Origin of the sequence: Thalassomonas sp. RHCl1, from assembly GCF_947387555.1 — a bacterium.
Classification (GTDB): Bacteria; Pseudomonadota; Gammaproteobacteria; order Enterobacterales; family Alteromonadaceae; genus Thalassomonas.
Genome location: NZ_CANDNZ010000002.1, coordinates 737,079 through 763,274 on the forward strand (window position 1 = coordinate 737,079; position 26,196 = coordinate 763,274).

24 protein-coding genes are annotated in these 26,196 nt (G+C 47.7%); 15 read left to right on the forward strand and 9 right to left on the reverse strand.

Features of this window, described 5'->3' with window-relative positions:
* Positions 1-109 precede the first annotated feature (109 nt).
* Positions 110-1,810: an alkaline phosphatase D family protein gene (locus QL234_RS09215; protein ID WP_281557521.1), complete on the reverse strand. Its 1,701-nt coding sequence runs from the start codon at positions 1,808-1,810 to the stop codon at positions 110-112.
* A gap of 273 nt (positions 1,811-2,083) precedes the next feature.
* Between QL234_RS09215 and QL234_RS09220 the strand changes: the two genes are divergently transcribed.
* From QL234_RS09220 to QL234_RS09245, 6 genes are all read left to right on the forward strand, one after another.
* Positions 2,084-2,794 carry a hypothetical protein gene (locus tag QL234_RS09220; protein ID WP_281557522.1) on the forward strand — a complete coding sequence of 237 codons (711 nt, stop codon included), beginning with the start codon at positions 2,084-2,086 and terminating at the stop codon, positions 2,792-2,794.
* A gap of 139 nt (positions 2,795-2,933) precedes the next feature.
* The gene (locus tag QL234_RS09225) at positions 2,934-3,308 is read left to right on the forward strand and encodes a cupin domain-containing protein (protein ID WP_281557523.1); all 375 of its coding nucleotides are present in this window, start codon (positions 2,934-2,936) and stop codon (positions 3,306-3,308) included.
* 10 nt (positions 3,309-3,318) lie between these two features.
* Complete coding sequence (locus QL234_RS09230) at positions 3,319-3,696, forward strand: hypothetical protein (RefSeq protein ID WP_281557524.1); 378 nt, start codon at positions 3,319-3,321, stop codon at positions 3,694-3,696.
* A gap of 248 nt (positions 3,697-3,944) precedes the next feature.
* Positions 3,945-5,072: a GNAT family N-acetyltransferase gene (locus tag QL234_RS09235; RefSeq protein ID WP_281557525.1), complete on the forward strand. Its 1,128-nt coding sequence runs from the start codon at positions 3,945-3,947 to the stop codon at positions 5,070-5,072.
* Positions 5,073-5,208: 136 nt separating this feature from the next.
* A complete protein-coding gene (locus QL234_RS09240; RefSeq protein WP_281557526.1) occupies positions 5,209-5,430 on the forward strand; it encodes a hypothetical protein in 222 nt (73 codons plus the stop codon).
* Between the two features lie 140 nt (positions 5,431-5,570).
* Positions 5,571-5,876: a hypothetical protein gene (locus tag QL234_RS09245; RefSeq protein ID WP_281557527.1), complete on the forward strand. Its 306-nt coding sequence runs from the start codon at positions 5,571-5,573 to the stop codon at positions 5,874-5,876.
* 95 nt (positions 5,877-5,971) lie between these two features.
* Here the strand turns inward: QL234_RS09245 and QL234_RS09250 are convergent, their stop codons facing one another.
* Entirely contained in the window at positions 5,972-6,505 is a 534-nt protein-coding gene (locus QL234_RS09250; protein WP_281557528.1) for an NAD(P)H-dependent oxidoreductase, read from the reverse strand.
* Positions 6,506-6,940: 435 nt separating this feature from the next.
* Between QL234_RS09250 and QL234_RS09255 the strand changes: the two genes are divergently transcribed.
* The 5 genes from QL234_RS09255 to QL234_RS09275 all read left to right on the forward strand — a co-directional run bounded on the left by QL234_RS09255 (position 6,941) and on the right by QL234_RS09275 (position 14,894).
* A complete protein-coding gene (locus QL234_RS09255; protein WP_281557529.1) occupies positions 6,941-10,159 on the forward strand; it encodes a contractile injection system protein, VgrG/Pvc8 family in 3,219 nt (1,072 codons plus the stop codon).
* Between the two features lie 2 nt (positions 10,160-10,161).
* Positions 10,162-12,813, forward strand: coding sequence for a DUF2169 domain-containing protein (locus QL234_RS09260; protein ID WP_281557530.1), 2,652 nt, complete (start codon positions 10,162-10,164; stop codon positions 12,811-12,813).
* 64 nt (positions 12,814-12,877) lie between these two features.
* Positions 12,878-13,945, forward strand: a complete 1,068-nt coding sequence (locus QL234_RS09265) for a pentapeptide repeat-containing protein (RefSeq protein ID WP_281557531.1) — start codon at positions 12,878-12,880, stop codon at positions 13,943-13,945.
* Positions 13,942-14,466, forward strand: a complete 525-nt coding sequence (locus tag QL234_RS09270) for a DUF3540 domain-containing protein (protein WP_281557532.1) — start codon at positions 13,942-13,944, stop codon at positions 14,464-14,466. Before QL234_RS09265 ends, QL234_RS09270 begins: the two co-directional genes overlap by 4 nt.
* A gap of 29 nt (positions 14,467-14,495) precedes the next feature.
* On the forward strand, positions 14,496-14,894 hold the full coding sequence (locus QL234_RS09275) for a DUF4150 domain-containing protein (protein WP_281557533.1): 399 nt from the start codon (positions 14,496-14,498) through the stop codon (positions 14,892-14,894).
* Positions 14,895-14,910: 16 nt separating this feature from the next.
* On the opposite strand, the gene QL234_RS09280 is transcribed toward QL234_RS09275, so the two are convergent.
* Positions 14,911-15,444 carry a hypothetical protein gene (locus tag QL234_RS09280; RefSeq protein ID WP_281557534.1) on the reverse strand — a complete coding sequence of 178 codons (534 nt, stop codon included), beginning with the start codon at positions 15,442-15,444 and terminating at the stop codon, positions 14,911-14,913.
* Between the two features lie 58 nt (positions 15,445-15,502).
* Positions 15,503-15,985, reverse strand: coding sequence for an SPOR domain-containing protein (locus QL234_RS09285; protein WP_281557535.1), 483 nt, complete (start codon positions 15,983-15,985; stop codon positions 15,503-15,505).
* 161 nt (positions 15,986-16,146) lie between these two features.
* Between QL234_RS09285 and QL234_RS09290 the strand changes: the two genes are divergently transcribed.
* Positions 16,147-16,722 (forward strand): hypothetical protein, encoded by a 576-nt coding sequence (locus QL234_RS09290; protein WP_281557536.1) that lies wholly within the window; start codon positions 16,147-16,149, stop codon positions 16,720-16,722.
* A 24-nt stretch (positions 16,723-16,746) separates the two neighbouring features.
* Here QL234_RS09290 and QL234_RS09295 read toward each other — a convergent pair whose 3' ends face one another.
* The 3 genes from QL234_RS09295 to QL234_RS09305 form a co-directional block, all read right to left on the reverse strand.
* Positions 16,747-17,523 carry a hypothetical protein gene (locus QL234_RS09295; RefSeq protein ID WP_281557537.1) on the reverse strand — a complete coding sequence of 259 codons (777 nt, stop codon included), beginning with the start codon at positions 17,521-17,523 and terminating at the stop codon, positions 16,747-16,749.
* 165 nt (positions 17,524-17,688) lie between these two features.
* Positions 17,689-18,861 carry a cytochrome P450 gene (locus QL234_RS09300; protein WP_281557538.1) on the reverse strand — a complete coding sequence of 391 codons (1,173 nt, stop codon included), beginning with the start codon at positions 18,859-18,861 and terminating at the stop codon, positions 17,689-17,691.
* An 11-nt stretch (positions 18,862-18,872) separates the two neighbouring features.
* The gene (locus QL234_RS09305; RefSeq protein WP_281557539.1) at positions 18,873-20,126 is read right to left on the reverse strand and encodes a cytochrome P450; all 1,254 of its coding nucleotides are present in this window, start codon (positions 20,124-20,126) and stop codon (positions 18,873-18,875) included.
* Positions 20,127-20,833: 707 nt separating this feature from the next.
* Here QL234_RS09305 and QL234_RS09310 point away from each other — a divergent pair.
* Both QL234_RS09310 and QL234_RS09315 read left to right on the forward strand, forming a co-directional pair.
* Entirely contained in the window at positions 20,834-22,027 is a 1,194-nt protein-coding gene (locus QL234_RS09310) for an MFS transporter (RefSeq protein ID WP_281557781.1), read from the forward strand.
* A gap of 242 nt (positions 22,028-22,269) precedes the next feature.
* Positions 22,270-22,515, forward strand: a complete 246-nt coding sequence (locus QL234_RS09315) for a hypothetical protein (protein WP_281557540.1) — start codon at positions 22,270-22,272, stop codon at positions 22,513-22,515.
* Positions 22,516-22,863: 348 nt separating this feature from the next.
* Here QL234_RS09315 and QL234_RS09320 read toward each other — a convergent pair whose 3' ends face one another.
* The gene (locus QL234_RS09320) at positions 22,864-23,010 is read right to left on the reverse strand and encodes a hypothetical protein (RefSeq protein WP_281557541.1); all 147 of its coding nucleotides are present in this window, start codon (positions 23,008-23,010) and stop codon (positions 22,864-22,866) included.
* A 285-nt stretch (positions 23,011-23,295) separates the two neighbouring features.
* Between QL234_RS09320 and QL234_RS09325 the strand changes: the two genes are divergently transcribed.
* A complete protein-coding gene (locus QL234_RS09325; protein WP_281557542.1) occupies positions 23,296-24,507 on the forward strand; it encodes a cation:proton antiporter in 1,212 nt (403 codons plus the stop codon).
* 320 nt (positions 24,508-24,827) lie between these two features.
* On the opposite strand, the gene QL234_RS09330 is transcribed toward QL234_RS09325, so the two are convergent.
* The gene (locus QL234_RS09330; RefSeq protein WP_281557543.1) at positions 24,828-26,120 is read right to left on the reverse strand and encodes a site-specific integrase; all 1,293 of its coding nucleotides are present in this window, start codon (positions 26,118-26,120) and stop codon (positions 24,828-24,830) included.
* Positions 26,121-26,196: the final 76 nt, after the last annotated feature.

The following is a 26,196-nucleotide window of genomic DNA, read 5'->3' on the forward strand; positions in this document are numbered from 1 at the left end:
ACAGCAGAAGGTGTTTCGGCTCCATTTGGACCCCGGTTAACTGTGCCCAAGGGAATTTCACCTGTACGCTTCCTGCACAGTCCGGGGCTTAATGCTGATAAACTAATACCTAGAAATTAATCACGGTAGAAACGGCTTCTTCGCTTGCTGTTTCTATCGCCATTTTTATTGCTCGTTTTTGCCAGTCAATATCAATCTTGCCGTAGTTACTGCCTGACTTATTTACCAGGTGGCGGTCACCTGTGGTTAACGCAGCAATATCGGCTGAAACCACACCGACTTTGCCCGTGGGAATCGTGGCGCCAGTGGGAGCACAGTTACCCCATTTTCCTTCAATCCCTTTACCGCTGCTATCCAGCTCGGTATAACACCAGGGCTTAGTATTATCCAGGGTGATACAGCCCTTGTATTCAATACCGCCATATTTAAATGGCAGTTTACATTGGTTATTAAAATTGCCGTTGCCTGCGGTATCGGCATAAACCGGCAGCCGCAGCGGGTTGGGAATATGATAGGGCCAGTTTTGACCAAAACCGGAAGCGGTAACTTCATACAAGGCTACCTCGCCGCCATGTTCTGTTGATGCCGGCATGTTCTTTTGCAGCAATTCACCCCAGTGTTGGTCACCAGAAACAAAGATGATGGCTTTGGCATTACCGTCATTCATGGATTTTTGTGCCATACGCAGCAGTTTTTCACGCTGCTGGGGCATTTCCGCCCAGGACTCATAGTTAGTGCCCGACATGTCCTGCTCTTGCAGATTACTGATCGCCTGGTCAAATTGCTTGCCGTCGCCGTAGGCACAATAGCTAGATTTATTGCGTTCCCGGTTTAACGGCGGCAGTACCTGAATGCCGCTGGCAATAATTTTTATTTCGGACTTTTTGTTAAGCTCTGCCTGTAACCAGGACCATTGCTGCTGGCCGAGTATGGTGGAGTTTTCGCCTTCACATTGGCCGTAGCTTGAAAAAGTTGGCGAACGGAAATAGCGGGCATCGAGCATGATCACATGGGTCGTTTCATTGACGGGACCGGCTATTTTGGCACTGTAAATTCCTTGCTGGCCATTAAAGCGCGGGTCATCGGCGGGCACATCGTAATGGCGTAAAAAAGCCTGCTGGCTTTGTGCGCGTTTGGGATAATGCTTGCCGTCATTATTGGCGCCAAAGTCATGATCGTCCCAGGTGGCCATTACAGGAATATCGGCCTCAAGGAAGCGCTTGTAATCGGCATTTTGTTTTTTATCATCGTATTTTTGCGCCATCAGGGCCATATCTGTGGTATCGGCATAGATATTATCCCCGAGCCATAAAAACAGATCCGGCTGTTGAGCTATGACCCTGCTCATGGCCGCTGGCATATCGCCTTTAACCTTAAAACAGGAGCCTGCGCTGATGGTATCCAGTCTTTTGCTCGTGTTTAACTGGCTGTGGGCCAGCAGGGGCTCCCCGGCGGGAAGTTTACACTCGTCCCAGCCGCCGGAGGGTTTATAACACCAGGGAGATGTGTGGTTTTTTGAGGTGCAGCCGTGAATTTTCTCTCCCTGATATTCGGTTACCGCATTACAGTTTTCGCCTCCCCGGGTCTGTTGCAGCGGTATGGTTTCTTCACGCACAATGCCCCAGCTGGAGCCGTCAACCGGGGATTTCAGGTAGCACCACTGCTGACCTGAGTTATCGGCGTCGGTTGTGCCCAAATAGGTGTTTAGCTTGTAGTTAAAACTGCTCTTGCATTGGTCGTAGTGAACTTCCGGCGCCGCATGGCTGATGCCGCTTATTGCCAGTAAGGTCAAGGTGGTAAGGTATCGCATGGTTATTCCCTGAAAAGTATAAAGTGGCTTGCTGATAAAGCGAGGTGCAGTTTGCAGAGAAATAATTTCAAAAACATTTCAGTAACATAAAAGTTTTATGACTTTGTCGCTAAGGCAGAGCCTCTGCTTGTAAGATACTTAAAAATCAAGGAATTTCGGCTTACAGAGGTGGTAACTGTACCCGCTTGATATTATTTTTGCCTGCTGCTCCCTAAGGGGGTATATTGGCGTGATGGATTTAATTTAGCAGTATATCTCCCGGAGCACTCAAAGATGGAACTAGTCTTTTACATTATCGTCATTTGCCTTTTAGTCACGGCGGCAAGCCTGTTTTATTTTAAAACCAGGGCTAAAAAGCGAATGAGTTATATCAACAGTTATCAATTTCCTGATGCCGTGACTAAAAAGGTGGCACAAACTTATCCTCATCTTAATGACGGCGAGTTGAGGCAGGTTATCAAAGGGCTGCGCGAATATTTTCATCTGAACAATTTAGCCGGCGGCAAGATGATCTCTATGCCGTCTCAGGTAATAGATGTTGCCTGGCATGAGTTTATTCTTTTTACCCGTAACTACCAGACCTTTTGTAAACACGCCTTCGGCCGTTTTTTACATCATACTCCGGCAGAGGCGATGCAATCTCAAGTAATTGCCCAGGCCGGGATCAAACATGTCTGGCGTTTAGCCTGTTTAAGAGAAACGATCAATCCGCATTCCCCGAAAAAGCTCCCTCTGGTTTTTGCGCTCGACGCTCGCTTGAAGATTGAAGACGGCTTTAGTTATGAACTTAATTGTATGAGGTCCGGTGTGGTATCGTCAGGCTCATATAAGGGGTCACATACAGGCCAATCCACCAGTGCAGCATTCTGCGTTACCCATATTGGCTGTTCATCTGATACCGGCTTTGGTGGTGGCGGATGTTCGGGTGATTCCGGCGGTTCAGGCTGCGGTGGCGGTAGTGGCTGCGGAGGTGGTGGCGATTAACAGCCATTATTCTGATGTGCAGTAAACTGGCGATGTAATTGACATGCAGGGGAAGGGGATAACTCCCCTTATTCCATAGCAATTTGCTTCATTACCGATATGGCGTGAGCAGGTTTTTAGCTAAATACGGAGAATAACGATGACAACTAAAGGAACTGATAAGGTTAATATCGCAGACAAATTTTCATTATTTGATGAATTGTGGACGCCGAAAGTTATCGCGCAAATGAACCAGGTGCAATTTAAGCTGGTAAAGATTCAGGGAGAATTTACCTGGCATAGCCATGAAGACACAGATGAAGTGTTTATGGTGATGTCAGGCTGTATGTCCATTGAACTCAGGGACAAGACCATAAGGTTATCCGCCGGAGAGATGTTTGTTATTCCCAAGGGGGTTGAGCACAAACCTTACGCACAGGAGCTGTGCCAGGTAATGATCATCGAACCCAAAGGCGTGATCAATACAGGGGATGCCGGCGGGGCGCTTACCGCAGAAAATGATGTTTGGATTTAAGGAGAAAAAGATGACTGAGAGTCAGCTCAAACAAGAATTGCTTGAAACTTATATGCAGTATTATGTCGAAGGTTTTAAAACCAACAATGTTGCCTTAATAGATCGCATGGTGAAATACCCGCTCACCTACCTTAAAGACGGGAAAATGACCTTATGCGAGCAATACCCGATAGACCCGCAAAAGCTCAAACAAGAAAAAGCATGGGATCATTCGACCGATTGGCAATTTGAGATCCAGGGCATTAATAACAAAGAAGCACATGCCGTGGCTTTAGCCGTACGGCGGCGTGCAGACGGCTCAAAAATAGAGTCTGTGCACGGTTTTTATGCCTTTAACCGCACCAGCGAAGGCTGGAAAATGTATGCCCTGGCGGATATTACCTTTTAATACAGTATCCGTGAGATGAAAGTCGAGTTTATCGGCTTAAATTTGGGTAGATTTTAACCCGAAAAATAATAACTCAGGGTCAAAAAGTATGCAGCCGATTAAATCTTGCCGGGGAAATGGGCTGCATACTATCACTAATTCATTATAAAACAATAAATTAGATAACTTTGCTAAGATGTTCGTTGCTGGCACTGAATTTGCCATTTACAGCTTATGTAGGGTAATAAAATGAATTAACAGGAAATGTCATGGCAACGGCGTCCCTGGTCCCAGCGAGTGAACGTAATCAAGTAAGCAGTGCTTCTGCCTATCAACAAACGGCTGAATTAAATGCGGTGTCGGCTATGTCAACCGGTGGCCGGGCCGTTAACTGGCTGCAAACGGCTGATATGCTTGCTCAAAACCAGATAGGGGCAGGACAAAGGCTGGAGCTGATGTTGCAAATGCGCCAGGCCCTGGCACCAGAGAGTCCAGTTTTATCCCAAGCACAATTATTACTGGCCAGTGATTTGGCCGGTTATTTAAGTGACTGGCCTTTACTGGCCTCGATTTGCGGCAAACTGCTTGAAATAAACCGGGGCGATAGCAAAACAGCTGAAACCTATTCCGGCGCTGAAGGGTTAAATACCAATGAACTTTGCATTAAGCAAAGTTACTGCCTGGAGCAAATGGGTTTGTATAGCGAGGCACTGGCGGTACTGGAAAATCAGCTGCTGGCCCGGCCATTTGATCCCGAACTGATCACTAACTATGAATACTGTAAATCGCAATGGCAACAGCTGCCGTTTGCCCTGACTGATTTGCAGGACGATCCGTTGATGTTACTGCCGCTTACCGAGCAGCACCTGGAAAATTTCAGCTGGCAATATGCCGACTCCCGCATCCGAAAACTATGCAACTTACCGAAATTCACCTCAAACGAGCAGTGGCTACAATGGCTTGACAGTTGCCGGCAAGAGCGGGGGTTATACCTTTTTGCGGTGATGCATATCGAATGGGGGTTTATCGGCTCGGTTTCACTGGAAGTCTATCAGGGAGTTGGCTTTTTTTATTACTGGCTCGGCGCTGATTTTCAGGGGCAGGGTTATGGTCCTAAGGCGGTAGCAAGACTGTTGACCCTTGCACAACGCTATTTTGCCCAGGACTGCTGTTATGCCAAGGTTTATCACCATAATGTTCCGTCGCAAAAAGCCATGGCCAAACTGGGCTTTACCCCGCTGGATTTCAAAATAAAACCGCCTTTTGCTAATGAGATCTTTTATTACCTGGGGCCGGAGAAAAGCCAATGGGACTTATACCGGGAGCTGAACTGGTTACTGCAGGCACAGGACTCAGAGCTTGAGCTGGAAGAAAAATACTTTGCCCCGTGCAAATGAAGACGGGTCAATTTTCACCCTGATCACAAGTCGATGTCTTGATGGAGAATTTACATCCGTAATTATAAAAAATACGTTTAAATAACAGCATGTTGAAGCATCAAATTTAATAACTTAACTGGAACAGTTTCTGCCTTTGAGGTTAGTACCTTCACGTAAGGTATTAACCTCTATTTTTATCAGCAAAAAAGGTGAAAATTTATGTCAAATGCACACAGGCGAAGCCCAGGAACAGGCTTCAGGGATGACCAGCAGCAATCAAAACTCGCAGCTCATCCGGGTACGCAGTAACAGTGGCTCAACCTATGATGTACATATCCATCAACAGGGCAGCTATCATAGCCGAACCACTAATTAATATTATCCGGAAAATACGGTTATTGAAGCCGGGTTTTAATGAACTGTTATCCGCATTATCCGGAGGGATAATACCCCGAAGATATGCCATTGTTTTCATCAGAATCCGGTTAATTCATCCTATTTTAGTTGGCATGATAAATGCCGAATAAAAGTGGTATTAGTCAGGCGGGGAAGCAATCGGGCATACCCCGGGTCAACAAAGGAGAGCAAATGAATAAATTAAGGCAATTTACCTCAGATTTTGCCGGCGGGTTTGCACAATCTGGTTTTGAACATGCCACCGGACAGAAGGTCAATACCCGGCCTTCGGCAGGTAGTACGGCGGGCGGTCTGGTTGGCAATTATGTCTTTGGAAAAATGCAGCAGTCACAGCCAAGGATACATTATCCACAGCCAAATCAATACCCTGCGTTTAACTCCGGCAATAGTCAAAGTAACAAATAACCATTTTATAAAATGGCTCAGCTATTTGTTAATGACACTTCCTGGACATCAATAGTGAAAACCATTGATGTCCTCTTCTTCAGCAGAATGCTTACTTACTTGAGGTGATTGAGGTGGCTGACGGCATCTTTTAACTGCTCATCCAGCTCTTGGTGTTTGAGCTGTTGTTTCTCACTGTCAAAATTATCGTAAAAGCTCGGAATAGATAAACTAGCTTTAACAATGCCGTTAAAATACGGGGCCGACTGTATTGCTGTGGCCAGTACGCTGGAAGCCCCCATAGATCCCGGAGAGGTTGACAGCAGCACCATAGGTTTGTTTTGAAACACCTTAGGTTCGATGCGGGAGCACCAGTCAAACAGGTTTTTATAGGCGACGGTATAAGAGCCGTTATGCTCGGCAAAAGAGATGAGTATGCCGTCACTTTCGGTTATTTTCGCCAAAAAAGCCTTTGCCAGTTGAGGGTGCCCCAGCTCTTCTTCCTTGTCCTGGCTGTACAGGGGCAATTCATAATCATTTAAATCCAGGAGCTCAACTTCACTTTTTGTCAGTAGCTGTGCGGCGTATGCCACTAATTGTTTATTGATGGATTTTTTATGGTTGCTCGCGGCAAAGGCAATAATTTTCATCTGGGCTCCTAAAGGTATTTGATAATGGCAAAGGCGTTAACTAGCACTAATTGTAGTTGCTTATTTATCCTAATGAAAAAGGCTGCTTAATATCAAGTAGTTATATCGGGAGCTTTGTTTTTGACCCTGTCGGTAATGTTAACTCCCTGCTCATTTTAACTGTAAAACGGGGAGACACTGCCCGGGTTAAGTAGCAATGGCAACATAGGTTGCGACTATGACAGCTGAAAGTGGTTTTCCGGGTCAATCTGGGGACTTGTGGGTCAAATATTGCCCGGTTGATGGCCATTAAAAGCTGCTGACAGACAAGCCGAGTATGGCAAGTCATATACAGGGCAAGGCTTACAGGACTCAAAGCATTTTTATTACCTTGGCATCAATCATGCCTGATAACGACTAACAGCACTCCCGGGTAAATAAAGTGGGTTTAACAGTATGACAGAGAGCCGGCAACCTTTAGACTTGATGGCAATAGTGCCCGAGCGGCGGCAAACACGGCCTTTGGCAATTAAAATCGAACTGGGTAACAGCGACAGCGACCTTAATGATGACTATCTGCGGGTATCTTCCTTTCAGGGGCAGGAGAGTGTCTCCGGCCTGTACCAGTTTAATCTTGAACTTAAAGCCAATGAAGACAATCCCGCCAGTGTTGCCAAGATAGATACTTCACAGCAGTTTGCCGGCAGCGCTAAGGAGCAGCTGGCACAAGGCATGGGGGCGGATTTATTGGCAAAGTGGGCCCAGCTGCGCATGGGGCTGCCTTATGATCTGGATCGTTTTACCCATAAGCCGCTCGATGCCGCCCCCAGCTGGGAAGATGATACCCCGTCGCGATTTTTCAACGGCATAGTGACCTCAATCAGCCATAGCGCTCCCGGGGCCTATCAGTTAACGATACAATCACCGCTTTATCCGCTGACCTTACGTAACCGGTACTTTATTTACAAGGATATGTCGATAGAGGAAGTGGTAAATGCCTTATTGGTACCGGAAACCCTGAATTATCACAGCCATCTGTCGCTGAAATTTAAACTCAGCGGCCAAACCATCACCCGGCGCCAGGACTGGCTGCAGGCAGGGGAGTCAGACTTTGCTTTTCTGCAGCGGGTGCTGGCCAAGGCCACCATACATTTTTATTTCATTCATGATCATAATCAGCTGACCCTAGTGTTTTCCAACCAAACCACCAGCTTGCAGGAAGTCGCCATTCCCGGGGCCGCAAACGGACAAGTCGGGCTGCGTTATAGTTACACCGACATTAAAACCCTGGGACTGCAGCAAGATGATCTTTTCACGGAACTTAAATATGAAGTAAAAATGGTGCAGCAAACGGTGCGTACCGTGCTGACGCGGCAGCAATCGGTATGGGAAACCAACCAGGTGGCCAAGTACACCAGTTATGATGATACTAACGATCCCGGTAGCACCAGTGTCGATTATCTCAGGCACCGCTGTTATGCCTACGGGGTAGACGATGATGAAGTGCAGGGACAGGAGCAGAGGGTTTGCCAGCAACTGGCCACGGAAGAAGGCACCTTAAGCGGCACCGCCACCTCGGCTTTGCTCAGCCCCGGGTATACCTTTACCCTGATACAAGCGGCGGTGAGCGATACCGTATCGGCCAGCCGTATGCCGGCCCAATTTAACGGCCGCACGTTTGTTGTCACCAAAATCAGCCATAAAGCCAGCGACAGTGAAAGTTATACCGGCACGGTGGAAGCCACCGAAGTCAATATCAGCGAAGATGCCAACAAGGATACCCTGATCACGCCTTTTGATATGCAGGGCACCCAGCAGGGCAGTGTGCTGGCCAAAGTGTTAAAAACCGCGGTGCCCAAAGACTGGCGCTACCGCAATAAAAACAATTTCCAGACAGAAATGTCGTCCGCCACCTTTGATCAGGATGTTGACCGCAGGATCGGCTGTATCGTCCAGTTCGCCACTGCCACAGGCGCCGACGATACCCATTGGGTGGCACTTTCTTCGGCTTCGCAAACCGCCCCCGAGGTTAATGCCATGGTAATGATAGGGCGCGCGGGCAATGAAAGCGAACTGCCGGAAATTCAGCAGGTGATCTCTTCCCACGGCCAGAAAACCATACAACCGCCGGAGCGGCGCGCCAACCACTGGACCGCCAATACCTCCTGGGGCAGCAACTATTCCACCAGTTACGGCGACGGTATCAGCATACGTTACGGTAACGAATCTGTAGTGGATTTGCCCCAGTCGATTAACATTGTCGAAAGCGCCTATGATAATCCCGGGGTGCTGGCCACCAACTATGGTAACAGCAGTTTTAACAAAGGCAGCTCTTTTGGCTTTTCCGTCAGCGATAATGATGAAAGCGGTTTGTCCAATGCCAGTGTTTCCGCGGGCTGCAATTTCAGTGAAAGTCACAGCAAGCAAAATTACAATGTCAGCTTCACCGGGGCCAGCCAGGGCTTTTCCAAAACCAATAAAAGCGTGAATGTTTCTTACCAGGGCACTTTCAGCGATACCATCAATTATGACGAACCCAGCTTTATCAACGGCAAGATTCCACAGCAGTCGATCATCGATATCTGCGACGCACTGGCGGACGGCTCCACCTATAGCCAGAGCCACCTTACCGGCAAAACCATCAGTTTAAGCGGAACCGGTACAGCGCCGCCGACCAGCTATGATGATTCTGCCACCGTTTATTCCCACTCCATTACCGTAGGCAAAGTAATGAATACAAATGAACTCACCGGTGATACTATCAGTGAGTCCACCACCACGGGAGATACTACCAGCACGTCAAAGCAAACCGGCAATACAAACAGCAGCAATACCCAGATAGGCAACAGCGAAAGCTCCAACACCCATATCGGCAACAGCGACTCCACCAGCAAACAAATCGGTAGTACCACAAGCAACAGTTTGTTTATCGGCACCAAGGATGAGGTGCAAACCAATATCAGCGCCACCAACTCATTAGTGACCAATATTTCTGCCGCCAATACCATAGCCACCAATATATCCGCCACCAACAATATCAGCACTACCTTAGGGGTAAGTAATAATATCGAGACCTATATAGGTGCAAAAAACAATATCAGCACCAGTATTGCCGCCAGTAATACCATCAGTACCAATATTGCTGCCAGCAATACCCTGAGTACTAATATATCCGCCAGTAACCAGGTCGCCACCAATATCGGGGCCAGCAACTCGACCGTGACCAATATCAGTGCCAGCAACAGTACTTCTACCACCATAGGGGCCACCAATAATACCGAGACCTTTATCGGCGCTAAAAATGTCACCTCCACCAGCCTGGCTGCCACCAACAGCACCAATGTCTTTATCGGCGCCACCAATGAAACCTCGTTGAGGCTGGCAGCCAGTAACAGCAGCAGTGTCAATATCGGCGCCTCGATGAGCGATGCAATGAACCTTTCTGCCAGTATTTCCAGCGCTACCACCATGGGGGCCAATATTTCCACGACCACCAGCATGGGGGTTAACGTGAATAATGCCACCAACATGGGAGTGTCGGTTAATTGTGAAAACAACTTAGGGGTCAAGGCACAAATTAGCGAAGGGCCGGTGGCGGTTGAAACCAAAGAAGAATTAATCGCCAAGTTATCGGGCACCACGGCGGAGATCGTAACCATGAGCATGATACTTTGATCATGCAGATTATTAAGCCCGCCAAGCTGAGCCTGATCAGTAAAACCTACGGTTTTCATGGCAACCGCTTTGCCATCGGCGCCATATGCTTCTTTCGCCTGGGCGGCCAAAAAGCAAAAGCGGAGCTGTTAACGGAAAACAGCCAATGGCCGCTGATCAGCGCATACCTGAACAACAGCATATTGGACATGGGGTTTGCCAAGCCTCATGGCGAGTTTTTGATCGCCGGCAGCGCCTGTGCGCCAAACCGGCAACCGGTGACAAAAATGAAGGTATCCGCCGGTATCGGCAAGGTGAAAAAGCGCCTTAAAGTCATAGGCAACAGACACTGGGACGGGGGACTGTTAAGTCCGGCAAGTTATCCGGCCCCTTTTAAGCAAATGCCGTTAAGCTATCAAAATGCCTATGGCGGTGAAGCCTTTGCTGAAAATCCGCTCGGTAAAGGGGTGATCGACAAAAAAAGCAAAGATGCCAAAAGCGGTTATTATCAGCTGGCCAACCTTTATCATCACAAAGAAAGTACCGGTGCCGACAGGCAAAAGCGCAGGGTTGCCGGTTTTGGCCCTTTGGATATTTGCTGGCCGCAAAGGGCCAAATACCAGGGCACTTATGATCAGCAATGGTTGAAAGCGGTTCATCCCGGTTTTCCAAACGATACCCGGGCGCAATTATTTAATGCCGCGCCCGAGGACCAGCAAATAAAAGGCTTTTTTAATCCCGGCGAGAGTTATCGTCTTGAAGGCATGCATGCCGATTTTCCCGTGATTGAAGGTTTGTTGCCTGACATTAACGTACGGGCTTTTATCAGCCAGTTGCAAGGGAGCGATGAACACTTTAAAGAGCTTAACACCGTCATTGATACTGTATGGTTCTTTCCCGAGCTGTTACTCGGGGTAGCCATTTACCGTGGCATCGCTCAAGTTAATGACTCAGACGGCCTGGATGTGAAAAAGCTGTTGCTTGGCTGTGATGGCGCACAGGATCCTCCCAGGGAGGTCGATTATTTTCAGCAGGTGATGGCATTAAAAGCCGATAGCAAAAGTGCACTTGCCCATATCTTTAACGAATCGCAGCTGATGCCGGCAAAAACCAAAGCACAACAGGCACAAGAGGCCGAGCTTTATGCCAAGGCGAAAATAGAGCAGCAACAAAGAATCGAACAGATGCAGGCATTACAGCTGAAAAAACTGCAATCATCACATCCGGATACGGCTATCCCTGAAACTAAAGCCGAGCCGCAGCCCGTTGAAGATGAACCGGATCCCATTCCGCAAGAACTCTTGGCCAAAGGAGATATCGACTTATCTTCTTATCTCAAATTTACCGATAGCTTGCAGGCAAAAGCCAGAGCCGATATGGAGAAAAAACTGGCTGAGGCACAGCAGCTAAAGCAGCAACATACCAAGGCAGCGCCAAAAGCCAGCGAATCGGTAGAAAGTATGCAGGCCAGGGTGAACAATGTGGTTTATGTGCTCGCCACCGACTTAGCCGAAAAAGCAGCCAAAGATAAAAGTCAGCAGAAAAAGCCCCAATGGGCGGGATTGTTGCCTTGCGATTTGCCGCAATCAGATCATATCAAGCAAGCCGCCAATATAGCCTCGGGCAGCGACAGGCAAACCCGGCAAAATTCACCACAAGTGACGGTTTTCCCCAACCCTTTGCCTTCGCAGGGGCCAATAAAAATGCGCCGCTGGGTAATGGAACTGTTGCAGTCAGGGACTTCGCTGGCAGGCAGGGATCTCGCCGGAGCCGATTTATCGGGTCTCGATTTCAGCGGTCAGGATATGCGGGATGTCATGCTGGAGCAGGCGGATTTAACCGGCTGTAATTTTACCGCCTGCCGATTGGACGGCGCGGTTTTCACCCAAGCCATTTTAGACAAGGCAATATTTACCGGCTGCTCCTTATTTAAGGCCAACCTGGCATCGGCAAAAGGAAAGCAAGTAGGTTTTAACAAGGCCGATTTAACCCAGGCGAACCTTATGCAAACCTCCCTAAAACATTGTGACTTTAGTGATGCCAGTTTAAACCAGGTGCTGGCAACCGAAGTAGACCTAAGTTATAGCCTGTTGCATAGGGTGGGTTGTGAAAAAGGGCATTTTGTCCAGGCTAAACTGGCGGGTAGCGACTGGTTGCAGGCGGACATTAAAAACTGCATTTTTTTACAGCCGGTGATGGACAACAGCAACTGGCAACAGGCGACATTAACCAAAACCCTGATGGTTGAAGGCAGCGCACAAGGCATCAATTGCTGCGGGGTGCATGCCGAAAAAGTCCAGTTCAGCAGCGTGGCACAGTTCTCTCGGGCAGATATTTCCGGGGGCAAATGGCTAAGCTGTGGTTTTCGCGGCCTGAATTTAAGTTTGTCGGACTTTCGCGGCTCGGTATTTAAAAACTGTGACTTTGGCGAAGCAGATCTCAGCGGCAGCCTGTTTAATGAGGTCTTGCTGGACAACTGCATCATGAGCCAGGCCAGGTTTGATAAAAGCGATTGCCGGGGCATATTGATCAATGAAACGGCATTGCGCAAGTGCCTGTTTAACCAGGTGGATTTACGCCAGGGGGAAATCGTCAATGCCGACCTCACCGAAGCTGAGTTTAGCCATTGTCAGACCCGGGACTTTAAACAAAGGCCCATGCCTTCAATAAAATAAGCTTGGATAAAATAGCCTGCTATAAGGCAGATTTTATATGTAGGCAGACCCTTAAGGAGAGTAAATGAGCACATTAGACACTATCCGGGAAAAGTTGGCCAGCTGTCAGCCGGTGATGGGACTGGATTTATCCGGTGAGGTTTTACAGCAACAGGACTTAACCGGGGCGATCTTTATTAACTGTAACTTTACCGGCGTTAGCCTGGAATCGTGCCAGCTAAGCAGGGCTGTTTTTACCCAGTGCAACTTTAGCCAGGCCAAGGTGGCAGACTGTTGCCTCAACCAGGCCAACTTTATCCAGTGCGATTTTAAAGAGGCCCTCTGGCAAAGCCACTGTGAGATGGCGATGTTGAGCGAGTGCGACTTTAGCGGCGGCAGCTGGCAGGAAATCAAGGTACAGTCCAGCACCTTAAATCAATGCAATTTTGCCGGGGTTAAATTCAACCAGTGCCAGTTCCATACTGCAACCCTGACGGATATCGAAGTGACCAAGGCCAGCTACAGCGGCTGCATTTTTACCAATATTGTCTGGAACAATACCGATTTTAAAACCATCTCGTTGAAACAATGCGCCTTTACCCAGGCCTTACTATTAGGCTGCGATCTCAGCGGTCAGGATCTGACGGCGACGGTTTTTAAACAATGCACCTGCAACGACAGCTTGCTGGTGGGCACTAAACTGGCCAAAGCGGACTTGCAATCGTCCAACTTCTCAAAGTGCGTATTAACCGGCACCGACTTTAGCGGCGCCTTGCTGAGCCAGGCACTGTTTATCGAAAGTAAAATTACCGCCTGTATCTTTGAGCAGGCGGATTTATCCAGCGCCAATTTCCAGCAGGCGGAGATAAAGGACAGCAACTTTGCCGCTTGCCCGCTGGCCATGGCCTGGTTCAAGGGCATCAAAGGCACCGGACTGGATTTTAGCCAGTGCGATTTAAGCTATGCCAATTTCAGTTATGCCCAGTTAAGCAGGTGTAATTTCAACAAGAGTAGCTTTTTACGCACCAACTTCCATGCGGTTAAACAAACCGATTGCAGCTATAAAGGCGCAGACAAAAGCCAGTTGCTGACCACAGATGAAGAGCAACAAGCCATGGACGAAAAACTGATTGAATCCGGAGTGACCCCATGAATGCAAAACTAAGTTTTAGTGCCAATATCCAGCCTCAGTTAAGCACGGTTTTTACCGGGGAAGTTACCGGTTATGATGCCAAACGGCAATGCTGGCAGCTGGACCGGCAATTTGATGCAAGCTGCGCCGTGAGTTTACTGGTAAAGCCCGAGGTCGGCGATAAGGTGTGTTTTATTGAAGTTGACGGCCATTATTACCTGGTGCAGTTACTGGTTCGAAGCCGTGAACACCAGGAGTTAGTGCTGGAGTCGGACAAAAAAGTGCATTGGGTCGCACCGGCATTGCGTTTTACCGCCTTTGAAAAGCTTGAACTGATCTCACTGAACAAACTGGCACTGACCGGGAAAGATTATCTGATGTCGGCGGCAAGTTCCATGGTGTTACATGCCGAGCATATGATCCAGCAGCTGGGACATTTATCCCTGACAGCCAGGGGCTTGTTGAAACAAAGCGCCAAGCACCAGGTGATCACCGCAGAAAAAGATGTCCGCATCGATGGCGAACGTATCAATATGGGCTGAGCCGTGTTCATCAATAAAAGGAGCTAGTTATGTTTGCCAATACCCAAATGACCGCCATTAACCTGGGTTTTCCCGATGTCTGTAAAACCATCGTCGGTCCGGCGGTAGTGCCGATCCCGTATCCCAATATCGCCACCACCTCAACCGCCATTCCCAATATTTTCAATCTGTTTACCATGGCGATGCCGGATCATAACCTGATGACAACTGTGCCTTTGTCCAACGGCGATGAAGCGGGTGTCGCCATGGGGGTGGTATCGAGTATGATCATCGGTCCGGTGCGCCATATGTTCGGCAGTGTAAAGGTATTTAAGTCGGTGATGCCGGCCACCAAGATGTTGTCTCCGACAGGACAAAACGGCATGGCACTTAATGTGCCGGGCATGACGTTAAGCCCGTGCCAGGTAAAAGTGATGATTTTGTCCTGATTGTTAAGTGAAAGTTTTATTTAAAGGCGCTGAATTGCCCGGACTTATCCAGATGTTTACTTTCTCTGTGTCCGCTGCGCTGATCGTTTGTTTGTGCCAGGTGATTGGCGGAGACTTGAAACGGCACCTGGGTAAAAACCTTCTTATTGATTGCTCCTTGGCCCAGTTCGGTTCTTAATTTGGTGCCCGGTTTGGCATCGCCGCGACCCACCGCCTGAATATAATCCAGGCCCGAGCCTAAACCGTTAAAGTAGTCCTGGCTGGCGCTGTTTAACTTATGATAGAGGCCTGAACCGGCCCTGGTGGGTAAAAAACCGTCTACCGCGGGCTTTTCCGGGCGGCGCAGTGAGGTACTGGGCAGGTTCATTTCATTAAGGGTGCGGATTTGCAATTCGGTGGGGGTGACGCCGTTACGGGCAAAAATATCGTTTTTAGCCGCCAGGTTATCGCCGTAGGCATTACCCAGTTTAAAACTGGTAGCAGAATTGCCTTTATCCCGGACAATGCGCACCATCTGGTGATAATCACGTAATATCGGCTGGTAGTTCATAAGCCCGGCTCCCTGTACTTGGCTATAACACGTTGGCAAGTAAACTTTTGGACCCGGTTTATGGCGCCGCGGGCGTTTTTGCCTCGGCTGCTTTGCCATCACCTTTTTTATTGTCAGAAAAGGGCCACCTGATCAGTGTAGTTGAAATTCCATGTTTTTCTTCCAGCTGCCGGCTTTGAAGGTTTGCCTGCATCTGGTTGGAGTAGGGGCCAAGGATAAGCAAATACCAGTAACGCTGCTGATCGCTCACCTTGATGATATCCGGGGTTTGCGCTAAAGCGTATTTTTGTCCCTGACCAACGGCTTGCGCTAACTGGCTAAAAAGCCCCAGACGCAAGCCAAAGTCTGCTGTATCCTGCTCCGGGGGATTGAGCAAAGTAGCGGACATCTGCAAAGGTTTTTTTAATGAATCCTGGTTAATCAGGTAGCCAATATGTTTATCGACGCCTGTGCTGCCAGGTTGAAACTGGGGCAGGTAAAGGGTAAGTCCGGTTCCGGTGGCGAGTAAAATCACAAACAAGGCGGTGATATTTTTTATCATTATGGTGTTAGCACTAAAGTCCGTTTAGCCCTAATTTTATACCATATCAGGAGATTACTCGAAAATGGTCATATAATTCACTGCTGTTGCCGCTTTCCCGGTGATAAACTCAAAGACAAAGTTCAACTAAAATATAAATAAGCACAGGAGCTGAGGTGGGTATGCACAGCAGAAACCGTTATTTTCCCATGGTCGCTTATAGCGATGCCGGACCTGAACTGCGCGCTTTGTACGATGATGTGATGGCACATTTTAATGTTGATTTTGTCCTCAATTATTTTAAGGCCCAAGGCAACAATATTGCCTTGTTAGCGGGAAACTGGGCAAAGATTAAGAGTGTGCTTTTTCATGGCACAGTACCCAGGCTGCTAAAAGAAGAAATCATCTACCGTATTTCCAAACAGCAAAACTGTCAGTATTGCATGTATGTTCACAGCAAGATCATTGAAGATTTACAGGCCAAAATCCAACACTTAAAAGGTGAAGGTAACAATACCGGGCAAGCGGGTTATTTAACCCGGGAGCAAGAAGGCGCCGTTGAGCTGCTGGCCACCATGGCAGCGGAAAAAACACCGGATACGCAAGTGTATTGCGATCAGCTCCTTGCGTTAGGCTTTAGCCAGGAGCAGATACCCGAATTGTTGGCGGTGGTGGATTTGACTTTCATGATAAATATGCAGGCTAAGGTTTCCGGCATAGCCATTGATGAAGAGTTACTGCATAAGTTAGAACTTTAACAAAAAACGATAACCTTATGCGGCTTAAAACCCCTTCATTTTATTTTGCAGGGCAACCATGGCTTGCTGGCCGACGGTGATCAGGCCCTTTTGCGGCCGGTTCAGATCCACCACCAGCACCAATAAAGCGGCAAATGCCATCGACAAGGGCAAGATAGCCAGCACCCGCTGCTTTCCGGCAAGCCCGGCCTGGGTTCCCATAGTGACCATGGTCAGGATACAAATCATAATGATCGCCGTCCAGACACTGGCAGGGATACGGTTGCGCAGCCCCGCAGTTAAACGGTTTTTATGCATTTCAATCACACGGTTGACGGCTTCAGCCACTAAGCTGGTATTAAAGTCCGGCGCTGTTAATGCTGCGGCAGCGACCTGCTGCCAGAGCTGTTGATGAATTTCGACTGAGCGTTTTATCAGGGCATTAAGATCCTGGCCTTTTACCGCCTGTAAGCGAATATCGACATATTCCCGCAGCAGAGGTTTTACTAACTGGCGATACTCGGATGCCAGTAAATCAGCCCGCAAATACGCGCTGCCTATGGCATTGGCTTCATCGAGGACATTTTTCCTGCGACTGCCGTGGTGATCTGCGGCAATGGAAAAGGTAAAGGCGAGTACAAAAGCCAGCATGCCGAGCAAACCGGCCACCATAGGGGCAAAGGATGCCGCGGCTTCTTTATCCTCGCTACGTTTAACATATTTACCTAAAAAATAGCCCGTAAAGTAGGATACCAGCATGATCACTGTGATCGAGAGGTACACCGTTTGAATAGATAATGTATCGAAATTAAAAAAGTTCATAGCTGATCTTTTGCGCCGGTCACTTACAAAATAGCTAAAATTTTTTCACCCGCAAATTTTCTTGGCGAAAACTCATCCAGGGGCAATGTCATGAAATAGCTCAGGTCAACCCGGTTACCACAGATCAGGGGGAGTGTTTTAACCGGGGTGTGCAGCTTTTTAAGGTTAGCTCGTTGATTTTTCTTTGATTTGTAAGACAAACGCCGGTGGCGCCAGGGCTGCGGCCGGCAAAGGAGATGTCTCAAGGTTTTCTGCTTTTAAGCGATAGGGAGCCAAAAGGGATAAAATATTTTCGACAACTTGTATCGATAAGTTAGCCGCAGGGCAAATATGCTCTCCCCAGCCAAAGGGGATAAATGGTTTATCCTTGTCCAGTTCGGCGATATCAGACATATCCCGGTTTCGCTGCCAGCGTAACGGGTTAAACCGCTCAGCCTGGTGCCAGTTGTCGGGGTTACGGTGAACGGCATAAGGACATACGACAACGGTATCTTCGGGTGTGATCTCTTTGCCGGCCAGCAACTGTTTTTTTGCCGGGTATCGACCTAAGTTCCAGGCAACTGGCCACAGCCGTAATGCTTCAAGTACAACCCAGCCGGGTTTGGCATCGGCATAAATTTCGCCATTATTGTCCCGGCCCAGCATATACACGGACCAGCCCAGGACAAAACCGATTGAGCCTGCGGTAGAAAAAATAAAAGAAAAGAAGACTTCGATTAACTGCTTTACCGGCAGCTGCTCAGGCGTCTCTTTAATGATCACATCCAGTAGATCTCTGGGCTTATCTATGCTTTGTTGACGCCGTTGTTTGATTTCCCGGGTGATAGCCCTGGTGATGCGAAAACGAAATAACAGGCGCTGCAGGGCATTGTAGTTGTCGCGGGCTCCGGATAATACCGCGCGCTTCACCACAGCCGAAACCCATTTTCGCAGCTGCTGTGGGGTTTCTTTATGTAATAAGGCATGTTCAAAATGGTGGTATATCAACCAGTTTCCGGTATCAGGCCAGTGACTTACTGGTGTAAATGCCTGCTTTACTTTTTCTTTTAGGTTAGGTTTGTTTTCTTTTAGGTAAAGGGTTAAAAACTGCTTTGCCTGACTACTGATGGCCTGTTGCAGCTTACGCGGGCCCAAGACCCCGTGCGCGGAAGTAAAAAAATCTGAGTGTTCGGCAAATAAGCCATCTTTATTGGCCAAAACCGCTTTTGCCGCTTTACCGTCCGCTAATAACAGCTCGCGGTTAACATTCCATACCGCCTGACCGCCATTGGCAAAGGCCTGATCCAAAACCTCAAACGGATTCGTGTCCCAGCGTTCGATTGCTTCTTCATTATCCATAATTCTCTTCCTTACAAACGGCGGATTTCACCTTTGAAATTAAGCGGCAGCGGCATGGCCGCCAGGGCCATGCTGACTTTCTCGGGATCTTTTAAATGCACCTGATACCGGGTTGCCATTAAATAGGCAAAAATAATTAACTGGTATGTCCCCAGGGTCTGCCCGACACAAGCCTTAGGCGCCCAGCCGAAGGGAACATAACTTCCCCGGTTTTTCGGGCCGTTAGCGGCGCCGGGCAAGAAGCGATCCGGGTCAAACTTATCAGGCTCAGGCCAATGCTCGGGATCATGATGGATAAAATATGAGCTAAAGACATATTCCTGCCCGGGCTTGAGGGTCTTGGCCTGCTGCCAGTGCTTTGGGTTGATATTGATGTCGGTGCGCACCTCGCGTGTGGTAATCACCGGTGGGCTCCAATGGCGTAAGATTTCCTTAACGAAGCGGTGGGTTACCGGCGCGACTTTGGTGGGGGCAGCAAACAAGGCTTGCGGGCTGATCTCCTTGAGTTCATCGCAAACTTTCTGTTGCCATTCTTCGTTGGTGCATAGTTCATATAATAAACATGAAGCCGAAGCCCCCGGCGGTCCGGCAATAGCCGTTAATATCATAGTGACGGCGTCAACGGCGCGATCTATGCCCAGGCGGGGCAGCATATCCACGATGGGATCGAGTAAATCTTCTTGTCTGGGGCGTGTGCCTTTGGCCCGGGCGCGCAACTCACGGCGTACCGCCGATCCGGCCCTGATTTGCGTCATGGCCCCACGAACCGACTGCCAGAAATTTTCCGGTTCCGGCTGCTCTTTAGTGAAGGGGCAAATTTTAAGGTTTTGATCTGCCAAAATAAGCGCATGTGCTTTGTCCGGCAGCTCAGCAATAATAACGGGTAATAATGAGCGGGCTATGACTTCCTGAGCAAATACCACCAGATCCAGTTCTTGATCGATACGCTTTTCAATCAGGCGACACATCTCATCGAATAACTGCTGGAGATTATCGAGTTGAACATGGCCATGCAGGGACTTAAACCAGGAGTCACGGATCTCGGCCCAGGAAAAAGGACAGCCAGACTTGCCTTTAAGGGTGTCCGATAATTTATCCGGCAAGGTCAGGTCGGCATAGTTTTCGGCATTAACTTGCCTGGCAAAGCCAGGTTCGAGGATTGCCAGTGCCTCTTGCTCGTTATCGAGGAAAAAAACTCCCCCCTCATGCTTACAGCGCTGCTCCAATTCCTGATAAAACGGGCTTTGTTTAGGTAACTTACTCATAAAGTTTGATTTTATTTTTATATGAAGGCTGGATAAGATGCGGGGGACCAGGCCCCCGCATTAGGTTTTAGGCAATAAACCTATACGTTGTGGTATAGGAGCCAGAAGTATCTACCTGCCGCTTTTTTCTGACGAAGACCAATAGCACGTAAAAATGCTGATTTGATTTTTTTCATGGTAAGTTCCTTTTTTGCTTGATTGGAAGTTGCCTGGCCAAAGCCGATGACGCTAAGCATTAAGCCAGACAAAGTAACGAGTATCCTTTACCCGTTATTTATACGTTGTGATACATCAACCAAAGGTATCTGCCGGCAGCTTTCTTTTGACGAAGACCGATGGCGCGTAAAAATGCTGATTTGATTTTGTTCATGGAAGTTCCTTTTTTCTATTATGTTATTTGAGTAAAAAACAAACTAACCTGACCATGACTGCTCAAAACTTGACCAAGTGGTAAATGAATATAGCCCGAGTTGATAAAATGAGTCAAGCTCGATTCGATAATAATTTTTTCAATTACCGAACAAGTAATTAACAATTAATTGACGGTTGCCAATAGTTTCCTTATCCCTTATGTTATTGACTGCTTTTAAATTTTTACATGTTATCTCGGACAGGACGTTGAAATTTTAAATACTCATACGGATACTCAGGAACAGCTGTCGCTGCGGCATCACAAGGGCTTTCACCGCTTATGCCTGGCATCGGTTATCTCAGGCTGGGGAGAACAGCTCAGCATCATTGCCATGCCCTGGCTGGTGTTATTTTTAACCTCAGAGGCCTGGGCGCTGGGGTTGGTCATGAGTTTATTTACCATACCTATGTCGGTATTTATGCTGCTGGGCGGCGTGATTGTTGACCGGTTTTCTTCCAAGCAGGTATTGCTGGTAGCAAAATATGCCAACGCCTTCTTCTTGTTTATTTTGTCACTGTTATTGTATTTTGATGCCTTAACCCTGAGCCTGTTATGTTTGCTGGCAATATTAATGGGAACCTCCAGTGCCTTTACCATACCTGCCGCCTCTTCATTTTTACCCGGGTTAGTGAGCAGGGAGCAACTGCAGGCCGCCAACAGTATCGGCATCAGCCTGCGCACCATAGTCAGCTGGGTAGGGCCGCTGTCAGCCGCGCTGCTCATAGGCACGGGCAAAAGCAGCGCAGAGAACCTGGCATTGGTCTTTTTACTGGACGGGCTCAGCGTGTTGTTTTCAGCACTGATACTGCATAAGGTGATTGTCCGCCAACGCGAAACTAGCCCCGAGCTGAATTTTAAGCAGGGGATTGTCCAGGCCTGTGGTTATTTCTGGCAACACAAAGCCTTGCGCGAGATTGTTATTTATGTTGCTGTGATAGGGTTATTTATTGCAGGTCCCATCGGCATTGGCTTACCTTTGTTTATTAAAGAAGAGCTGGGAGGCGGCGCTGGCTTTTTTGGCTATTTAATGTCGGCAGAAGCCCTGGGCATATTTACCGGGGTAACGGTGGCAGGTAAGTTTTCAACCATTGGAAAATTGACCCTGGGACAAAGCCTGTTGCTGGCCGACGGCATCGTAGGTGTCGCACTGGCGGCATTATCGCTGATAACCTCCCTGTATCCCGGGCTGTTCTTACTGTTTATTATCGGCATGGTAACCGGCTATGCCCAGGTAAGTCTTATTACCTGGGTGCAGCAACAAGCCAGTCCGCATATGTTGGGGCGGTTAATGAGCATAGTCATGTTTATTGTCATTGGCCTGGCGCCGTTAAGCACGGGCCTTTGTGGTCTTGTCATGACTTATATTGCTCCCGGTACCTTGTTTATTGTCTCCGGTGCGGGTTTGATTGCCGTTGCCTTATCGGCTTTATTCTTAACCCAGGTATCCAGAGTGCAAAGCAATAACGCACATGCTCGGGATAATCTGTAACAGGTTTTTATGTGCAGGGCATAGCTGGAATAAAAATTCCTCTATACCTGCCTGTCCATTACCCTGGTAGGTTTGCCGCCACCTCTGCCACGACATCAGCAAGTGATATGCTGATCATGTTTTCAAAAGACTCAAGGTAAAATTTACGTTAATGCAGTGTAACAAAATATTGCGATTGTAAATTTTTCTTGCTAGATTGAATACACTGCAAATTTTTGCAGTTACATTACAAGGAGTTAAATATGAAAATAATAAAAGCAGGTGTTTCACTCGTATTGGCATCAAGTCTATTACTTAGTACCAGTGCCATTTCAGCCGGCACCTATGTTACTACTTGCGGATTTAATCCTTTGCAGATTTTTGATCCGATCGAAAGAACTTACACCAGCAGCCAAGGCTATCAGCAGTGCCCTACCTATATTTATATTAACGGAGAGCGCTATAACCATATTTATACTTTGCATGACGGTAAGTGGGTAAGTCCTTAACCTCGAAGTGTTAAATCCACAGGCGCAAGCTTGGCAAAAGTTTAGCGCCTGTGGATCACAAGTTTTACTTCAAGCGATCAGGAACCCTTATGGTCAAAGCGATCTAGTTCAAAGGAATTTATAAAGCCTTACCATTTTTGTCGATCGCATCGAGCTGGTTGCCGTCGGGACCACTATCTCTTGGCGGCATTAAAGCCTTGGCATGGCAGGGCGCTTTTATCCGTTAACAATCTCAAAAAGACAGCAAGATAGGCAATTTCAGCCTCAGTATAGTCGCGGATACAACCGGTGCCATCGTCATCACTGTCAGCGCCTTCAAGGGGGCAGGTTCTCGCTCAGGTACTTAAATTACTTCTGACATGCTTCATGTTCATCGTAGAACTTTTGGCTGGAAGAGCGGACATTGGAATAATGCTCAATAACACGCTCCAGCGTAGGAAAAATGCCTTTGTCGCCATATGGTGCCGTGATGCAGACAGTAAGCAGACTGGTCATTCTGAACTATTTAGGTTATTTGCAGCATTTTAGCACTCAGGTTTAGTGGCAGGTGAAAAAATTTCAATGAAGCTGCAATCCCAGCAATCAGTATAGTCGGGCTATTCTTGGCTTATAGCGAGACATTAAAATATGCAATTATTACTTATTAAAATCACTATTTTAAAAGATAATATTTGTTGATTTACCTCAAAGAAACTTATTGATGCCCGGACTTCCTTATTGCTTAAGGATTATACTGGAAAGGCGGAAAATTTGAACTTTATCGCTTGAGACAGGAGTTAGATGGACACCACCACCGCCTTATTGCAAATCGCCGTGGTCCTTATCCTGGCACGGGTATTTGGTGAAATTGCCGGCTATTTTCAAATACCGACAGTGATAGGTGAAATCCTTGCAGGCGTCATCCTGGGACCTTCGCTTTTGGGCTTGATTGAGCCCGACGAACTGATCCGGGTTTTTGCTGAGGTCGGGATTATTCTTTTATTATTCCAGATAGGGTTAGAAACCAATATCGGCAATCTGATCAAAACCGGCGTCAAGTCCGTCGTAGTAGCCATAGGCGGATTTTTTTTGCCTTTTATGCTTTGTTTTTCCTTAAGTTTTCACGGCTTTGACATTAATGTCCTGACTTCCCTGATGATTGCCGGCACTATGACCGCCACCAGTATCGGCATCACCATGCGCTCCATGAAAGATATCGGCCAGCATAACAGTAAAGAAGGCCAGATCATTTTAGGCGCAGCCGTGCTCGATGACATCATGGGAGTGATTTTACTGGCGATCCTGTTCGACTTTTCCCAGACCGCCACTATCGATTTGACCAGCGCCTCGCGCATCATACTCTTTATGGTGGTATTTTTCCTGGTAGCACCGACACTGGCTAAGGCCATCAGTTACCTGATCCGAAAGTTCGAGCCACAAAGTACGCTGCCGGGTTTAGTACCAACCACCATTGTTTCCCTGGTATTGTTTCTGGCCTGGTTGTCCCATGCCATTGGCATCCCCGAATTGCTCGGCGGCTTTGCTACCGGACTGGCATTATCCCGCCGTTTCGTCATTCCATTTGGCATGGCGCTGCGGGTTGATGAAGGCTTTTCCAACCATGTGCACCAGCAAATGAAACCTATTATCCAACTGTTTACACCGATATTTTTCGTCTCGGTAGGTCTTTCACTCAACCTTAGCCAGATCGACTGGACCTCCTCGTTTTTCTGGTTTTTTTCCTTATCCATGACCGCGCTGGCGATCGTTTCCAAGCTCGGCGGTTCATTGCTGATCAAGGAAAAACTGGCAAGAAAAGTCGTCATCGGTTTGGCCATGGTGCCCAGGGGCGAAGTCGGTTTGGTGTTTGCCGAACTCGGACGCACCGCCGGACTGTTTAATCATGAAATTTACGCCACCATAGTGATAGTTATCGCTTATACCACTTTATTTACTCCTTTTTGGCTACGGCAGTTTTATAAGCAGTTCGGGCATCAGCTTAAAGAGGAATAAGGTGAAAACGTATGGAGTTTAAGTGAAATCAACAAAAAACGCCTATTTGTATAAATTTAATACAAAAAGTCGTCAGAGATCAGAAAGCTATGCTTTTTAACTTGGGGTTTATTTTCTCTAAAAAACAGCTGTAGGCCTTGTTTTATATAAGGTTAAGCGCATTTTCCATCAATTTTTGCGCGTCGCTACGTGAAATCTGATAAATTTTACGTGGTATTACCCGTTAGATTTTACGTAGCGCACTGTTTTTTATCAAAGATATTGCCTGATTATTGTTCCCTAATATTTTCAGAAAAACAAAGTTCAATACTGAGCAGTGGTTAATCCAATTCTTTTAATTTTTTCTTTCGTCCGGATAAATGTCTTTCCCTGGCATCACTTTCAATATACCTGTCGGTGGTTTGCATCGAAGAGTGACCGGCATCGTCGCGTACATGCTCCCGCGGCCGGGTTTTCACATCTTCTGAAATACCGGTATGACGCAGCCAGTGTACCGTGGCCAGTTTCAAATCTTCAGCATCTTCAGCCAGACCGTCGTTTTTCATGCGTTGATAGCTGTTATCAAAACATAATTGCACTATCGAACGTATCTGCCGCGTGCTGGTGACCGGACCTTTGCCTTTTTGTTTGGCAACCAGCGGCGTATGCTCGCCCAGGGTCGGCATGGCAGGTAAATTCAGAAAACGGCGGTAACGTTTAAGGGCGGCGATCATTTCATCACTGACGGTAATTTTACGGGATTTATTGCCTTTACCTATAACATGCAACCACCAGTGGCCGTCGCTGTCCCGCTGAAAATCCCCCATAGACGGCGACGATCTTTCATCTGCCACCAGCTCGGAAATCCGTAAATACATGCCCAGCAAGCAGTTTAAAATAAACAATGAACGCTCATGTACTTCCGGCTCTTCAGCCGCCATATATTCAACGGTTTCAATCACATATTCCCATTGTAAATTACTGATCCGCCGCACCGGTGCGCTGTTTTGATTTTTCACCATAAACTTGCTTTTTTGCCGGATCAACAGCACAGGGTTCGCTTCAATCAATTGCTCCTGAATAAGGAAGTTATAAAAAGAAGACAAGACAGCAAAGATAGATTGTACCGAGGCCTTGGATAACTCAAAGTCTTTAATGTCCGGGCTCAGGCCTTTTTTATTGTCGATTTTCGAAACCGACGTCACAAACGGGCGCCAGTCGGGGTTGGCCACTCGTAGGCCATTTTTTGATTTAAAGCGGCCGACATTTTTATTGCCGATCCAATGCTTGGGCGGTTGCTGGCAAAAGGTCACATAGCTTTCAATATCTTCACGTTTAAGTGCCAGCACATTCTTTTGATGTACCAGCCAGGCCCATTGCAGCAAACGTTCGGTTTCGCGGCGGTATACATTGAAGGTGGCAGAGCTGCCGTTGTAACTGTAAATAAATTTCCAGGCGTATTCGAATTCGTCATCGGCCAGATCGGGGTCAAGTTCATCATCAGCGGATGAATGGCTTGCGATAAACGGGCCGGCATCAAAGCGCTTTAGCTGAAACGGATTGTCCAGATAGCTGAGGTTATCGAATATCGGCTGTGGTTTTACTTTTGCGGAAAGTGTCGGATTAGTTGCCATAAGTCACTGATGTTTTGTGATTATTATTAATAAGCTTAGATATGGCTCTAGTGTACCCGGATAAGCGCCTTATGGC